Here is a 15,126-nt window from a genome sequence, read left to right on the forward strand (position 1 = left end):
TGGGTCGCTATATCACAGCCCAGAATTGACCATGATCTTGCGCCGCCATGATCAGCGGAAGTTTCGCGGTGCTATAACCCTACGAAAACTCCGTTGATCATGGAAGTCGGACAATTCGCCAAAGCACGAAGCCCAAGCCCCACCCTCTTCGGTGCGATTTTGGGTATCCCGGAGAGTTAGTCGAAAAGGGAAGGCTGCAGAACACCCTCCAGAACCAGAATCCGCCGCTTGAGCTCGATCCCAGGTCCATACCCGCCGAGCCCGTCAGAGGCGAGCACGCGATGACAGGGAACGACGACCGGGATGGGATTGCTGCCCATGATCTGGCCGACCAGCCGCGCACTGCCGTCCGGCAGGCCGGACCGGGCGGCGAGTTCGCCGTAGGTGATCGTCGTCCCGAAGGGAACGGTCTCATAGAGCGTACGCAGGACGCGCTCCTGCGGCCCAGAGGTCAGCGACCAGTCGATGGGTAGGTCGAAGACCTGACGCCGACCGGAAGCCCATTCGGCGATCTGTTGCCCGGCCGCGCCGACGAGCACGTCAGACGCCGAAGCGAGCACGTCAGACGCCGAAGCGGGGCGTACGCCCCCATGCCGAGCAAGAGACCGGACGGTGGCTCCGCTGCCGTCGAAGGAGACGCAGGCCAGCCCGTCGTCGGTGGCCGCCACGGTCAGGGGGACCAGCGGTGTGGGCACGGAAAGCCAGGCGAACTCCACGTCGCCGAAAATACCGCCGAGGTATGACAGTCAGTCGTCGCCGGACCAGGCCCGATCCTCGGCCTCCTTGTGAGCTTCGCGTTCACGGATGATGTCCAGCGCGCGGGCGGCGGTCGCCTCGTCCGGGAACGGGCCGAGCAGATACTGCTCAGCCTCCTGCCGGCCGTGCTCGGGCCGCCGGTGTTTCAGGCAGTAGAACCACGGTTCGGAGCTCTCCATGCCTTTCATGCTCGCATGCGCGGCAAGCGCTCGCTGGAAAGCCGCGAGCAGCCGGGAAGGAGGAACACCCGCCGGGAAGCCGGAATGTCGGGCAGGATCGGGGCATGACCGACTACACCGACGAGGAACGCAAGACGCTGCGAGACGCCGGATTCGGGGCGATGATGCTCGTCTCCCAGGCCGATCCGGGCTTCTTCGCGATGTTCTCCGAGAGCATGGCGGGTGCGAAGGCGCTGGCGGCGGCCCCGGCCGAGCTGCGGGATCTGTTCAAGGGCGGGGGCATGCCCTCGGTGCCCAAGGGTGGCGCGGCCGAGGTCGAGTCCACCGTGCTCGGCCAGTTGCAGCAGGCGGTGCAGATTCTGCAGGCCAAGGCGCCGCAGGATGTTCAGGCGTACCAGGATGTCGTGGTCGCCGCCTGCGATCAGGTCGCCCAGGCGAAGGGTGGCGTGCAGGAGACCGAGACCGCCATGATCGCCAAGGTGAAGGCGGCCGTCGGCGTGGCCTAGTCTCGGCGCATGAGTGGAATCCACGACTGGGAGCCGTTGCGCCGAGCCACCTGGCTCGAACTCTTCTGCGATCTCGTGTTCGTGGTCGCGGTCGCGCGGCTCGGCCAGCTGCTGCACCACGACCACTCACTCGGCGGGGTGGTCGCCTACGCCGGGCTCTTCGTCGCCGTCTGGTGGCTGTGGATCAGCTTCTCGTACTTCGCCGATCTCTTCGACGACGACGGCCCGTGGCATCGCGCGGCTCAGCTGATCGCGGCGCTCGGGGCCGCCGTACTCGCGGTCACGATCCAGCCCGGGTTCGACTCCGCGCGGTTCGCCGCCATCTTCGCGCTGCTCCTGCTCTTCTTGACCGGCTTGTACGCGATCATGGGGCGGTCGGTTCCGCGAGCTGCGGAGTTGTGCCGCTGGTATGTGATCGGCTCCGCCTCGGGTGCTCTCCTCTGGGGTGCTTCGCTACTGGTCAGCGGGCCGGCGCGGTACGCCCTCTGGGTCGTGGCGCTCGTCGTCAACGCGACCGTCTCCGGGCCGTTGGCGTACGCGCGGATGAAGAACCCGCCCGTCCAGGTCTCCCACATGCCGGAGCGGTTCGGGCTGTTCACCCTGGTCGTGCTGGGTGAGGCGGTGTGGAGCACGGTCGCCGGGATCACCGAGGGCGCATGGAGCCCCGGCGCGGTGACCGTCGCCGTCAGCGGATTCGTCATCGCGTGCGGCATCTGGTGGGTCTACTTCGGAGCGTTCGACGAGGCGGCGATCGACCGGGCCCTGGCCGGTGGCCGTAACGCCCAGGTGCGGTCGTTCCTCTACGGGTACGGCCACCTGATCATCTACGTCTCGATCGCGGCGACCGGGATCGGCGTGGAGCTGGCGGCCGAGATGGCGGCTCACCACCACCACGGCACGCTGCCGCTGTTCGCCTTCGCCCAGGTCGCCATCATCGCCGGGTTCCTGCTGATCTCCTCCGGCATCGGGCTCGACTTCGGCGTCAGCCGGCGTACGCACGCCGTCATGATCGGGCTGAAGTCGCTGATCGGCGTGACTGCCTTGGGCCTGGGGCTGTTCACCGAGTCGCCGGTGCTGACCGTCGCCGCAGTCGCCGGAGCCTGGCTCGTTCTCCTGGTCGCGGAGGCGATCATCGTTCATCGACTGGGTCACCCTAAGATCATCGACGGGGCGGACGCCCCAGTGACCTGGGGAGGCGCAGATGCGGCGATGGCTGCCGGTGGCGATGACGGCGTTGGTGCTGACGACGTCGGTACTGACGACGGGGTGCGGGTCAAAGAAGGAGCCTGAGTTCACCGACGGCCGGCCCGGCCTGGTGGGCAGCGGCGCCGGGGTGACCGACGTCCAGCCGTCCGGCGCGGGCGACGCGCAATCCACCCCGGCCGCGAGCGCGTCCGCGATCCCGCCGACCACCGGCGCGGTGGTCAACGGGGCGACCTCGGCCCCGATTCCGGCCGGGCAGCCGCAGCTTGTGCGCCTCGGTGTGCCGGTGGCGAAGTGGCAGGCGGAGTTCGATCGCATCGTCGCGGCCAAATACCGGCTGGTGCACTTCGACGGCTACGAGGTCGGCTCGCAGACCTTCGTCAACGCGCTCTTCCGGCCGAGCGACGGGGTCGCCTGGCAGTCGCGGAGCAACCTCACGGCGTCGGCGTACCAGACGGCGTTCGACCAGTTCAAGGCGCAGGGCTATCGGCTGGCCGACGTGAACAGCTACCTCGTGGGCGGTCAACTCCGGTACGCCGCGATCTGGCGCAAGGCGGCCGGCCCCGCCTGGATCGCCTACCACGGCGTCTCACAGAGTACGCACCAGGCGAAGCTCGACGCGCTCACCAAGGAGGGCTACCACCCCGTCAGCATCTCGGTCGTCGCGCCCAACGACACTCCTCAGTGGACGGCGATCTACGTCAAGGAGGACGCCGGCTCCTGGCTGGCGAAGTCGTGGCTGACCCGGGCCGAGTACCAGACCCAATGGGACGCCGCGATGGCCAAGGGAATGCGGGTGAGCTACCTCAGCGCGACCCAGTACGCAGGCAGCGTCCGGATCTCCGTCATCTTCCAGGCGGGCAGTGGTGCGTACGAGGCACGCTTCGGGCTCTCCGCCGCCGACGCCGCCACGAAGACGGGCGCGAACCAGTCGGCTGGACGCCTGACTCAGGCCGTCGCGGGGTACGCCGCCGCCGGTTCCGCCCGATTCGCGCTCGCCTGGTCGTAGCGCCTTACCAAGGCGGCTACAGCCGATCGACGATGTCCTTGGCTTCCTTCAGACTCAGTCCGGTCTGTTCGCGTACAAGTTTGACCGCGTGAATGATCTGGCCCCGCGACTTGAGCTGGGCCGCTTGCGCGACCACCTCGGGAGCCGGCGGCCGGCCCGCGGACGGCGACGAAACGACGTTCGGTGACCGGGCCGCCAGCTGGCCCGAGACGAGATCGTCGGGGCGGCGGGACTTCGAGGCCCGGCCGAGGAGGAACGCGACGATCGCCACTCCCAGCAGGAGGGCGATCGTCGGCAGGTCGAGATCCACGTTGCGACCCTACAAGGCCGCGGCCAGACGTCAGAGCTTGGTTGTCAGGAGCGTCGGCATGCCGGCCGGTACGCCGATGGCCGGAGCGTCGGTGAGAGTCGGCTCGTCGTCGGGTGCCGCGGCCAGCAAGGCGCGCAGGGCGGCAGCCCGGTCGGCGATCGCGGCGTCGGCCAGCTGGCGGAGTTTCTCGGCCTCGTCGGCGGTCAACCGGTAGAGACTCGCGACCCGGTCCGGCTGGAGACGGGTGGCCCGGGCGAAGTCCTTGTCGATGGTCAGGCGGGCGATGGCGTCGGCGAACTGGGACATCGTGACTCCTTACCTCCGCTTTTACCTCTTGGCTCCGCGCGGTGATCTCAAGGTAGGCCCCCGAGGGCGCTCCTGACCTCAGGTTCTGTACGGAAGTTGGGGCATCCGGTCGGCTAGGTACCGGCCTCCGTACATCCGGGCGACCGCCGGGGTGGCTTATCGGCGAGTAGTCGTCCGGGATGTCGCACAACGGGTGCGATGGGCGAACCGCATATCGATGTCTAGTGGCATCCCGTCGGGCCGTCACAGATAGTGGCGGCTCCCGTACCCCTGACGATGGTGGGAACACGACGGATGAGCTCTCGCACTTCGCGCCTGCGGGCGAAGATCGCCTTCCTGCTGGCCTCGCTCGCCGCCCTCTGGGCGTTCGCGGCGTTCGTGACGGTCCGGGACGGCCTCACCCTCCTCTGGATCCGTACGCTGGACTCCGAGGTCGGCCGCCCGACGAACGCGCTGGTCGAATCGGTTCAGGAGGAACGCCGGCAGTCGGCCGTCTACCTGGCACTGGTGGAAGCCGGTGACGGCGCGGCGACCGGAGCCGCCCGGGCCTCCCTCGAGACCGCCCGACAGCACACCGACGAGGCGGTGACCACCTTCCGGGCCTCCGTACGCGAGACGGCCGCCCGCTGGGCGCAGTCGGACACCACCGCCGCCCGCGTCGGCGAGCTCGACGGGCAGCTGGCCGAGCTGGCCACCGAGAGATCCGATGTGGACGCCGGACGGCGGGATCGGTCGGCCGTGACCGCCTACTACACCGACGTCGTGCGTACCGGGTATGAGATCTTCGAGACGATCGCGATCTTCTCCGACCGCGACATCAACAGTCGGCTGTCGTACCTGCTGACGTTGTCGCGGGGACGCGAACTACTGTCCCAAGAGGACGCTCTGATCTCGGGTGTCGTCGCGGCCGGTCGGTTCAGCCCGGCCGAGGCGGCGGAGTTCGCCCGGATCGTCGGCGCGCAGCGATATACCCGGTCGGTCGGCGTCGCCGGGTTGCCCCAGGACGCGGCCATCTACCGGCCGGTGCTGGAAGGCCAGGATCTCGGCCGGTTCCAGGCGCTCGAGGACCAGATCGTCCTGCAAGGCCCCGGTGTCGCTCCGGTCACCGCGGCCGCTTGGCGAGGCGCGCTCGACCCGGCGCTGGCCTCGCTCGCCCAGCTCGACCTCGACCTCGCCGATGCCACGATCGACCAGGCCACCGGGCCGGCGGTGATGATCGTCGTCCGGCTCATCCTCGCCGCCGGGCTCGGCCTCATCGCCGTGCTCGCCTCGATCATCCTCTCCATCACCACGGCCCGGGCGATCGTGCACCAGCTCCGCCGGCTCCGCGACGCCGCCGACGAGCTGGCGACGGTACGCCTCCCGAGCCTGGTGCGGCGGCTGGCTGCTGGCGAGGAGGTGGACGTTGCAGCGGAGGCGCCCCCGTTGGCGTTCGGCACCGACGAGATCGGGCAAGTGGGCCAGGCGTTCACCCAGGCGCAGGAGACCGCTGTCCGGGTCGCCGTCGAACAGGCCGAGCTGCGGCGGAGCGTACGCGATGTGTTCGTGAGCCTGGCCCGGCGGAATCAGGCGCTCATCCACAGCCAATTGCGGCTGCTGGACGAGATGGAATGCCGGGTCACCGATCCGACCGACCTCGAGGAGCTGTTCCGGGTCGACCACCTCGCCACCCGGATGCGGCGCAACGCCGAGAACCTCCTGGTGCTGTCGGGCTCGGCGGCCGGCCGAGGCTGGCGGCGGCCGGTCCCGATCGCGGACATCCTGCGGGCCTCGTGCGCGGAGGTCGAGGGCTATCACCGGGTGGTCATCCAGCCCGGTGACGCCGCCGAACTGGCCGGTCGAGCCGTCGGCGACGTCATCCACCTGCTCGCCGAGCTGGTCGAGAACGCGTTGTCGTTCTCGCCGCCGGACACCACGGTCCACGTCCGCGGCGCCCGGGTCGGCACCGGACATGTGCTGGAGGTCGAGGACCGCGGGCTCGGCATGAACGAGGCCGCCCTCGAAGAGGCGAACGAGCTGCTCCGCGAGCCGCCGGAGTTCAAGCTGACGAGCACCGCCCGGCTGGGCCTGTTCGTGGTCGGCCGGTTGGCCCACCGTCACGAGATCGAAGTGCAGCTGCGGCGCTCGCCGTACGGCGGGATCACGGCGATCGTCCTGATCCCGGAGAAGCTCATCTCCGGCCGTCCGCCCGCGTCGGAGTTGACCGCGCTGGAAGCGGCGATCGCGCTCCCGTCCGTGCCGGAGATCCGCACCCGGAACTCGTCGTCCCCGGTCGCGCTCGCGGTGCGGACCGAGCCACCGGTCCGGGTGGTCACCGCGCGTACGCCGTCGGGGCTGCCGGTGCGGCAACGGCCCAGTCCGCCGTCGGAGCCGCAAGCGCGCGACATCCGGGACCTCATGAGCGCCTTCCAGCGCGGTACGCAACGCGGCCGGGCGGAAGCCGTCGAAGCACCTGTGGAAGCGAAGCCCGTCGAAGGAAAGCCCGTGGAAGGGGAGTTCAATGACGCAGCGACCGACCGCTGAACTCGGCTGGCTGGTCGACGACCTGGTCAGTCGCCTGCCCGGAGCCGAGATGGCCGTAGTGCTGTCCGCCGACGGATTGGTGATGGCAGCCGCGTCCGGCACCGCCCGGGAGGACGCCGAACACCTGGCGGCCGTCTCGGCGAGCATGTTCGGGCTGGCCCGCGGCGCGAGCCGCCGGTTCGGCAAAGGCGTCGTACGCCAGGCGGTGATGGAGATGGCGGCCGGCTTCCTCTTCGTGAGTTCCGGGGGCGCCGGGGCCTGTCTGGCGGTCATCACCGACGACTCCGCCGACATGGGGCTCACGGCGTACGAGATGGCGATGCTCGTGACCCGCGTCGGCGACTACCTCTCCACGAACCCCCGTACCCCGGCCGCCGTCGAGTGACCGCCTCGGACCCCCTCCAGCCGGACCATCAGCACTGGCTGGACGACGACGCCGGTCCGGTCGTCCGCCCGTACGCCCTCGCGGCGGGCACGACGGTGGCCGCGACCGAGGAGTTCGACCTCATCGCGGTGGTGATGGCCAGCCGGGCACCGGCGCCCGGCGACGCCGCGCTCGGCACGGCCTCGGCCCGCATCCTCCAGCTCTGCCAGGAGCCATTGTCCGTTGTGGACTTGTCTGCTCGGATGAACCTGCCGGTCGGCGTGGTGCGGGCGCTGCTCGCGCAGCTCGCCACGCGAGACTTGATCCGCCGGAGCCCGACAGGCCCGGTCGCCAGGCCCAGTGAAGAGACGTTCAAGGCGGTCATCCATGGATTACGGGCACTCTGACCTCGTACTGCCGACGGCGTACAAGATCGTCGTCGCGGGCGGGTTCGGCGTCGGCAAGACCACGCTGGTCGGCTCGGTCAGCGAGATCCAGCCCTTCTTCACCGAAGAAGTGCTCACCGACGCGAGCCTCGGGGTGGACGACGTCTCCGGGGTGGAGGCGAAGACCACCACGACGGTGGCGCTGGACTTCGGCCGCATCCGCATCAGCCAGGAACTGATGCTCTACCTGTTCGGTACGCCGGGCCAGGACCGCTTTCTGTTCATCTGGGACGAACTAGTCGAAGGCGCGATCGGAGCGGTCGTCGTCGCCGACACCCGGCGGCTGGAGGACTCGTTCACCTCGATCGACTACTTCGAGCGCATGGGTGTGCCGTTCATCGTGGCGGTCAACTGCTTCGACGGCACCCGGGTGTACGCCACCGACGAGGTGAAAGCCGCGCTCAACCTCGATCCCGGCGTACCGGTGCGGCACTGCGACGCGCGGAAACGCGACTCGGTGAAGGAAGTCCTCGTGACATTGCTGGAGCACCTGCTGACGCTGCGCGCCGTCGCCGCCTAACGGCTTGCGTGCCGGATCACGGATGTGGGTCGAATCTTGACCCAAGATTCGCCCCAGAACCCTGATCTGGTGCCAAAAGATCGGCGAGGCGGCGTAGCAAAGCGCGTTGCTCTTCGGTCTCGGGTGCGGGGACGCCGCGCGCCTCCGAAACGAGCTCCATGGCTTGCTCGGCCGTCGCACCCAGGGCGATCAGGGCGGCCGCCACGACCATCCCGGAGCGGCCGATCCCGCCCCGGCAATGCGCGACGACGTAGTCGCCCGACCGCAGCCGCACCGCCAGTTTCGCAGCCAGTTCGGCGAGGTCGTCGAGGTCTGGCACGGAGAAGTCGGCGATCGGGAAGTCGATGTACGCCAACCCCGCGTCCCGGGCGGCCTCGGGTTCGGCGGCCAGCCCCAGCAGGTCACGCTCGCCCTCGGTGAGCGCGCAGATCAGCGCGTCGACCCCCTTGCGGCGCAACCCGTGCAGCGTGCGTACCAGTGCGTCGCCGCCGGCCGGACGAGACATCATCGCCAGTCGTCCCGAGACCGGCCAGTCCACGAGAAACGGTCCGGCCATGGGCGAATCTTATGACCTCATTCGGCGTGGCGATTGCGGGATCCGCCCCGTCGGATCGGCACCTGCAACACCAGCACCGCGGCCAGCACGATCACCCCGCCGACGAGCTGCCCCGGCGTAAGGCGCTCACCGTAGACGAGGGCGGTGGACGCGACGGTGACCGCGGGTTCCGCACACGACAGGATCGACGCGGTGGAGGCTCCCACCAGCCGGATGCCCGCCAGAAGGGTCGCGATCGGGACCACTGTGGAGAAGATCGCGAGGAGCACGACCCAGCCCCAGCCGGTCACGTCGCCCGGTGCGGCCATCGAGCCCGTCGCGTACCCGGCGATGGTCATCGTCACGCACGCCGAAGTGCAGACGATCGCGGAGAGCAGGAAGACGTCCAGCTCCGTGGGCACTCCGGCGGCCACCGTCAGATACAACGCGTACGCCGCGGCAGCGCCGAGCGCGAGTGCGACGCCGATCCCGGCAGCCGAACCGATCGCTCCGCCGGAGCCCAGGATCAGCACCAGGCCGACGGCCGAGCAAAGGAGAGCGGCGTACCGGCGGCGATCCGGGCTCTCCCGGCGCAGCAGGACGGCCAGCCCGGTCACCAACGCCGGGTACAAGTACAGCAGCAGTCCGGTCAGCGACGCGTCGATCCAGGAGAGCGCGCCGAAGTAGAGCAACGCCTGGGAGGCGTACCCGATGCCCCCGAGGCCGATGCACGTGAGCAGCGTGCGGAGAGTCGGAAAGGCCGGCCGACGGAAGGCCACTACGACCCACAAGACGGCGGCGGCGACGGCGAAACGGCCAGCGAGCATCGCCGGGACGCTGATCCCGGCGGCATAGGACTGCTTGGCGAAGACCGCGGAGAGCCCGAAGCCGGTCGCCGAGACCAGGCACAACAGTGCGCCCAGTCCGGGCGCCGGCCGATGGCGAGGAGTCGAGGCGCGCCGATCGGCCAGCTCCCGGGTTGGGGCCACTTCCGTGGTCATGACTGGAGACGGTAGGCCGGATCGAGCTATCGAGGTAGCCTGTTTTTCCTCCGGGACCCCAAGGAAACGCCTTGATGACGCTGCACCAGCTGCGGTGCTTCCTCGCCGCGGTCGAGCACGGCTCGTTCACCGCCGCCGCGACCGCGCTCGGGTACGCCCAGCCGTCGGTCTCGGAGCAGGTCCGGTTGCTGGAACAGCACGTCGACGCCCAGTTGTTCCGCCGGGTCGGGCGCGGGCTGGTGCCGACCGAGGCGGCCCGGGCGTTGGTGCCGCACGCGGCGGCGGCGTTGGCCGCGGTCGAAGAAGCGGGCCGGGCGGTCGCCGACGTACGCCAGGTGCTCACGGGCACCGTCCGCTTCGGCATCTTCAAGACCTCCCGCTTCTACCTCGGGGCGGACCTGGTCGGCGACGTGCTGCGCCGGCATCCGGGCGTACGCCTGGAGCTGGTCGGGCAGAACTCGGCCGAACTGCGTGACCTGCTCCGCAAGGGCGCACTGGAAGCGGGGTTGATCGCACTGCCCGTCGAGGAGGAGGGGCTCGCCGTCAACCCCGTGATGCGCGACGAACTCGTCTACCTCAGTGCACACCCGGATCGCCTGGTACGCCCGGTGACTCCGGCCGCCCTCGCGGCTGCGCCGCTCGTGCTGCCCGACGTCAGCTGGCGCGACGAGGACTCCACTCGCCGCGCGCTCGTCCACAGCGTGCAGTCCGCTGGGCGTACGCTACGGCCCCGGGTCGAGGTCGAGGACGTGGAGACCGCGCTGGAAGTGGCAGCGACCGGGCTCGCCGACACCGTGATCTGGCGTGGCGTACTGCATCGGCTGGCGGATCGCCTGCCACCCGGGCTGGGGTGGACGCCGCTGCGGCCGCGGCTCTACGAGACCTTCGCGATCGTGCACCGGCCGGACGCTCAGCTGTCCGCCGCCAGCCGGGTCGTCATCGAGCTCGCCTCCGCTCGGATGCGGGCGCTCGCCGCTGCCCTCTAGCGCCCCCTTGGGGCTGCCCCGCTTGGGGCTGCAGATCACGGTTACGCATGCTTCCGGGGCGGTCGGAAGCATGCGTAACCGTGATCTGCAGCTAACCGGCGCGCTGCGGGGAACGGGCGGGGCGCAGGGAGCGCGCCGGGGGAGCGTTTTCTCAGCCGGCGAAACGTTGGCACATCGCGAATTCGTTGCCGCCGACAGCAAAATGGCTGGCCAGGCGTTGTCGCATGGAAACCGTCCGGAAACAAGGTCTTGACATCGACGGTAGTCGGGATGAAACCTCTCTCCAGAGAGCGCTCTCCAACCCCCGTTCCCGACTCCGTCCCCCTGGAGATGTCATGAGACGTCTGCACGCCACAGCGGTGGCGGTCGCGACAGCTCTGCTCGCGACCTGCTTCGCCGTCGTGCTCACCGGATCGGCCAAGGCGGCCGACCCGCTGCTCTCCCAAGGCAAGCCCGTCACCGCCTCGTCCACCGAGAACGCCGGAACTCCGGCCGCGAACGCGGTCGACGGGAACACCGGGACCCGATGGTCCAGCGCGTTCAGCGATCCGCAGTGGATCCAGGTGGACCTGGGCGCCACCGCCGCAGTCAGCCAAGTCGTCCTGCAGTGGGAGGCGGCGTACGCGACCGCGTTCCAGCTTCAGGTTTCGGCCGACGCCACCACGTGGACGACCGTTTACAGCACCACCACCAGCACCGGCGGCACTCAGACGCTCACGGTGAACGGCACCGGCCGCTACGTCCGGATGTACGGCACCGCACGGGCGACTGCGTACGGGTATTCGTTGTGGGAGTTCCAGGTCTACGGCTCCACCGGCGGAACCAGTTGCGGCACCGCGAACGCCGGGCTCAACCGGCCCGCGACCGCATCGTCGGCCGAGAGCGCCGGAACGGCGGCCACCTACGCCGTCGACGGCAACACCGGGACCCGTTGGTCGAGCGCGTTCAGCGATCCGCAGTGGATCCAGGTGGACCTCGGCAGCGTTCAGACGGTCTGCCAGGTCGTCCTGCAGTGGGAGGCGGCGTACGCGACCGGTTTCCAGATCCAGGTTTCCGACACCGGATCGACCTGGACGAGCATCTACAGCACCACGACCGGTACCGGTGGCACGCAGACGCTGACGGTCAACGGAACCGGCCGCTACGTACGCCTCTACGGCACCGCCCGGGCCACCGGCTACGGGTATTCATTCTGGGAGTTCGTCATCCGTACGCGCACCACGGCCAGCCCGACTCCGACGAGCCCGACGCCGTCGCCGACCGGCCCGCAGTTGCCCGGCGGCGGCCCGCTGGGCTCGAACGTCAAGGTCTTCGACCCGAGCATGTCGGGTGCGACGATCCAGAGCCAGGTCGACGCGATCTTCGCGCAGATGGAGTCCAACCAGTTCGGCTCCCAGCGGTACGCACTGCTGTTCAAGCCGGGCACGTACAGCGGGTTCAACGCGCAGATCGGGTTCTACACCTCGATCGCCGGTCTGGGGCAGAACCCAGGTGACGTACGCATCAACGGTGACGTCACGGTCGACGCGGGCTGGTTCAACGGCAACGCCACCCAGAACTTCTGGCGGTCGGCCGAGAACTTCTCGATCTACCCGTCGGCCGGGTTCACCCGGTGGGCCGTCTCGCAGGCCGCTCCGTTCCGGCGGATCGACGTGCACGGCGACCTGAACCTCGCGCCCAACGGCTACGGCTGGGCGAGCGGCGGCTACATCGCCGACTCGCGGGTCAGCGGCCAGGTCGGCCCCTACTCGCAGCAGCAGTGGTACACCCGGGACAGCCAGATCGGCAGCTGGGGCAACGGCGTATGGAACATGGTGTTCTCCGGAGTCCAGGGCGCGCCCGCCCAGGCCTTCCCGAACCCGCCCTACACGACGCTGGCCACCACTCCGGTGAGCCGGGAGAAGCCGTACCTCTACGTCGACGGGACCGGGGCGTACCGGGTGTTCGTGCCGTCGCTGCGGACCAACGCGTCCGGGACGACCTGGGCGAACGGGTCGACGCCGGGCACCTCGATCCCGTTGACCCAGTTCTACGTCGCCCAGCCCACCGACTCGGCGGCCACCTTGAACCAGGCGCTGGCGCAGGGGCTCAACCTGCTCTTCACGCCCGGCGTCTACCACCTCAACCAGACGATCAACGTCACGCGGGCCGACACCGTCGTCCTCGGTCTCGGGTACGCCACCCTCATCCCCGACAACGGCGTGACCCCGATGACCGTGGCCGACGTGGACGGCGTGAAGATCGCCGGTCTGCTCTTCGACGCGGGCGCGGTGAACTCGCCGGTCCTGCTCCAGATCGGACCGGCCGGGTCGTCGGCGAGCCACGCGGCGAACCCGACCTCGATCAACGACGTGTTCTTCCGGATCGGCGGCGCCGGCGCGGGGAAGGCGACGACCAGCCTCATCGTCAACAGCAACAACACGCTCATCGACCACATCTGGGCCTGGCGCGCCGACCACGGCACGGGCGTCGGCTGGACGGTGAACACCGCCGACACCGGCCTCATCGTGAACGGCAACAACGTCACGGCCTTGGGCTTGTTCGTCGAGCACTACCAGAAGTACGAGGTGATCTGGAACGGCAACGGCGGCAAGACCATCTTCTTCCAGAACGAGATGCCGTACGACCCGCCGAACCAGGCCGCCTGGCGAGCCGGTGGTTATGCGGCGTACAAGGTGGCCGACACCGTCACCTCGCACGAGGGCTGGGGACTCGGCAGTTACTGCTACTTCAACGTCGACCCCACCATCGTCGCCGATCACGGCTTCGAGGTCCCCGTGAACGCCAATGTGAAGTTCCACGACCTGCTCACCGTCTCGCTCGGCGGTAACGGCACGATCGCGCACGTAATCAACTCCACGGGCGGACCCGCCCAGGGCACGGCCACCGTCCCGGTGAACGTCGTCAGCTTCCCCTGACGAGGCCGCTCCCACGCGCCGCGCGGACCCGCCCAGTCCGCGCGGCGTACCCTCCTGAAAATGCGAAGAGCGAGTGGCGCGATGTTCGGGCTTGCCCTCGGCGATGCGCTGGGCAAGCCCACGGAATTCATGCGGTACGCGGAGATCAGCGCGCGATTCGGGCCAGGGGGTCCGGCCGAGCCGGACGGCGAGCCGGCCCTGGTCACGGACGATACGCAGATGACCCTGGCCGTGGCCGAGGCACTGCTGGAGGCCGAGGTCCTCGACGCTGCGACCCTGGAACCGTTGTGGCGCAAGCGTTTCATGGACTGGGCGGTGAGCCCGGAGAACAACCGCGCCCCCGGCATGACCTGTCTGCGCGCGATCGAGCGGCTGGCCGACGGACGGCCGTGGATCGCCGCGACCGAGGCCGGTTCCAAGGGCTGTGGCGCGAACATGCGGGTTGCGCCGGTCGGCCTGGTGCCCGGCGTGGCCGACGCGGACCGGGCCGGGATGGCGCAGTTGCAGGCGGCCCTGACGCACGGACACCCGACCGCGCTGGCGGCCAGCGACCTGACGGCTTTCGCCGTGCATTGGCTGCGCGACGGCCTCGCTCCGCCCGACCTCCCGGCCAGGTTGCGGCAGCGCTGCGCCGACCAGCGCCGCGTCTACCACCACGACTGGCTGGGCGACCTCTGGCAGCGGCCCGGTGAGACGACGCCCGAGGAGTTCATCGCGCGCGGCTGGGACGAATGCGCCGCCGTCGTCGACCGGTTGGACGCCGCGTTGTCGATCGGCGATCGCGTCTCCGACCCGTGCCTCGCGACCGGGGAAGGCTGGATCGCCGAAGAAGCGCTCGCCACCGGCCTGCTCTGCTTCCTCCTGTACGCCGACGACCCGGTCGCGGCCCTCCGTCGCGGGGCGATGACCTCCGGAGACTCCGACTCGATCGCGTCGCTCGCCGGTGCGTTCGCTGGAGCGGCGTACGGGCTGGCCGCCTGGCCTGCGGATTGGGTCCGCCGCATCGAGTACGCCGCCGACCTGGAGCGGATCGGCCGCACCTGGGACTGATCGTTCTGCCGCCAGGTGTCGTCTGCCGCTTCGCTCGTTCGACGTATGGGTGACGTTCTCAAGTGAGGAGTTTCGAGATGCGAGTAATGGTGATCATCAAGTCCGACGAGAACGCCGAGGCAGGCGTACTGCCCGGTGACGAGGTCGTCGGCGCCATGGTCAAGTACAACGAGGAACTGATCAAGGCTGGGGTGATGCTCGCCGGCGAAGGATTGCACCCCAGCGTCAAAGGTGCGCGGGTGACCTTCAAGGCCGGCAAGGCCACCGTCGTCGACGGCCCGTTCGCCGAGGCCAAGGAGCTGATCGCGGGCTTCTGGCTGTGGCAGGTCAAGTCGATGGACGAGGCCATCGAATGGGTCAAGCGGATGCCCGCCTCGCAGGGCACCTCCGACGATCAGGTCGCGGAGATCGAGATCCGGCAGGTCTTCGAGAACGAGGAATTCGAGGGGCAGATCGACCCGGAGCTCCAAGCTCAGGACGCGCGGCAACGTAGCGGCTTGCAGTGACGGCGGCC

17 protein-coding genes are annotated in these 15,126 nt (G+C 69.3%); 11 read left to right on the forward strand and 6 right to left on the reverse strand.

What is annotated here, in order from left to right:
- Positions 1–176: 176 nt before the first annotated feature.
- Together HOV77_RS01915 and HOV77_RS01920 are read right to left on the reverse strand one after the other, a co-directional pair.
- Positions 177–716, reverse strand: a complete 540-nt coding sequence (locus HOV77_RS01915; protein WP_290856639.1) for a methylated-DNA--[protein]-cysteine S-methyltransferase — start codon at positions 714–716, stop codon at positions 177–179.
- Between the two features lie 30 nt (positions 717–746).
- On the reverse strand, positions 747–935 hold the full coding sequence (locus HOV77_RS01920; RefSeq protein WP_290856641.1) for a hypothetical protein: 189 nt from the start codon (positions 933–935) through the stop codon (positions 747–749).
- Between the two features lie 104 nt (positions 936–1,039).
- On the opposite strand from HOV77_RS01920, the gene HOV77_RS01925 reads away from it, so the two are divergent.
- Genes HOV77_RS01925 through HOV77_RS01935 form a run of 3 tightly spaced genes read left to right on the forward strand, consistent with a single transcriptional unit; the run spans position 1,040 to position 3,653 of the window.
- Positions 1,040–1,441 carry a hypothetical protein gene (locus HOV77_RS01925; RefSeq protein WP_290856642.1) on the forward strand — a complete coding sequence of 134 codons (402 nt, stop codon included), beginning with the start codon at positions 1,040–1,042 and terminating at the stop codon, positions 1,439–1,441.
- Between the two features lie 9 nt (positions 1,442–1,450).
- Positions 1,451–2,731 (forward strand): low temperature requirement protein A, encoded by a 1,281-nt coding sequence (locus tag HOV77_RS01930; RefSeq protein WP_290856643.1) that lies wholly within the window; start codon positions 1,451–1,453, stop codon positions 2,729–2,731.
- Entirely contained in the window at positions 2,643–3,653 is a 1,011-nt protein-coding gene (locus HOV77_RS01935; RefSeq protein WP_290856644.1) for a hypothetical protein, read from the forward strand. The genes HOV77_RS01930 and HOV77_RS01935 overlap by 89 nt, the downstream gene beginning before the upstream one ends.
- A gap of 16 nt (positions 3,654–3,669) precedes the next feature.
- Here HOV77_RS01935 and HOV77_RS01940 read toward each other — a convergent pair whose 3' ends face one another.
- Entirely contained in the window at positions 3,670–3,963 is a 294-nt protein-coding gene (locus tag HOV77_RS01940) for a ribosomal protein L7/L12 (RefSeq protein ID WP_290856645.1), read from the reverse strand.
- Positions 3,964–3,993: 30 nt separating this feature from the next.
- Complete coding sequence (locus tag HOV77_RS01945) at positions 3,994–4,269, reverse strand: hypothetical protein (protein ID WP_290856646.1); 276 nt, start codon at positions 4,267–4,269, stop codon at positions 3,994–3,996.
- Between the two features lie 294 nt (positions 4,270–4,563).
- On the opposite strand from HOV77_RS01945, the gene HOV77_RS01950 reads away from it, so the two are divergent.
- The 4 genes from HOV77_RS01950 to HOV77_RS01965 are packed head-to-tail and all read left to right on the forward strand — an operon-like array spanning position 4,564 to position 8,122.
- A complete protein-coding gene (locus tag HOV77_RS01950) occupies positions 4,564–6,792 on the forward strand; it encodes a nitrate- and nitrite sensing domain-containing protein (protein WP_290856647.1) in 2,229 nt (742 codons plus the stop codon).
- Positions 6,770–7,177 (forward strand): roadblock/LC7 domain-containing protein, encoded by a 408-nt coding sequence (locus HOV77_RS01955; protein WP_290856648.1) that lies wholly within the window; start codon positions 6,770–6,772, stop codon positions 7,175–7,177. The genes HOV77_RS01950 and HOV77_RS01955 overlap by 23 nt, the downstream gene beginning before the upstream one ends.
- The gene (locus HOV77_RS01960) at positions 7,174–7,563 is read left to right on the forward strand and encodes a DUF742 domain-containing protein (protein WP_290856649.1); all 390 of its coding nucleotides are present in this window, start codon (positions 7,174–7,176) and stop codon (positions 7,561–7,563) included. Before HOV77_RS01955 ends, HOV77_RS01960 begins: the two co-directional genes overlap by 4 nt.
- A complete protein-coding gene (locus HOV77_RS01965) occupies positions 7,544–8,122 on the forward strand; it encodes an ATP/GTP-binding protein (protein WP_290856651.1) in 579 nt (192 codons plus the stop codon). The genes HOV77_RS01960 and HOV77_RS01965 overlap by 20 nt, the downstream gene beginning before the upstream one ends.
- A 16-nt stretch (positions 8,123–8,138) precedes the next feature.
- Here the strand turns inward: HOV77_RS01965 and HOV77_RS01970 are convergent, their stop codons facing one another.
- Positions 8,139–8,678, reverse strand: coding sequence for a tyrosine protein phosphatase (locus HOV77_RS01970; protein WP_290856657.1), 540 nt, complete (start codon positions 8,676–8,678; stop codon positions 8,139–8,141).
- A 17-nt stretch (positions 8,679–8,695) separates the two neighbouring features.
- Positions 8,696–9,658 (reverse strand): DMT family transporter, encoded by a 963-nt coding sequence (locus HOV77_RS01975; RefSeq protein ID WP_290856661.1) that lies wholly within the window; start codon positions 9,656–9,658, stop codon positions 8,696–8,698.
- A gap of 74 nt (positions 9,659–9,732) precedes the next feature.
- On the opposite strand from HOV77_RS01975, the gene HOV77_RS01980 reads away from it, so the two are divergent.
- The 4 genes from HOV77_RS01980 to HOV77_RS01995 all read left to right on the forward strand — a co-directional run bounded on the left by HOV77_RS01980 (position 9,733) and on the right by HOV77_RS01995 (position 15,118).
- On the forward strand, positions 9,733–10,644 hold the full coding sequence (locus tag HOV77_RS01980) for a LysR family transcriptional regulator (RefSeq protein ID WP_290856664.1): 912 nt from the start codon (positions 9,733–9,735) through the stop codon (positions 10,642–10,644).
- A 335-nt stretch (positions 10,645–10,979) separates the two neighbouring features.
- Positions 10,980–13,562 (forward strand): discoidin domain-containing protein, encoded by a 2,583-nt coding sequence (locus tag HOV77_RS01985; protein ID WP_290856666.1) that lies wholly within the window; start codon positions 10,980–10,982, stop codon positions 13,560–13,562.
- Positions 13,563–13,622: 60 nt separating this feature from the next.
- A complete protein-coding gene (locus tag HOV77_RS01990) occupies positions 13,623–14,612 on the forward strand; it encodes an ADP-ribosylglycohydrolase family protein (protein WP_290856669.1) in 990 nt (329 codons plus the stop codon).
- A 77-nt stretch (positions 14,613–14,689) separates the two neighbouring features.
- Entirely contained in the window at positions 14,690–15,118 is a 429-nt protein-coding gene (locus tag HOV77_RS01995; RefSeq protein ID WP_290856671.1) for a YciI family protein, read from the forward strand.
- Positions 15,119–15,126: the final 8 nt, after the last annotated feature.

It is taken from the genome of Hamadaea sp. (assembly GCF_013362815.1).
GTDB lineage: Bacteria > Actinomycetota > Actinomycetes > Mycobacteriales > Micromonosporaceae > Hamadaea.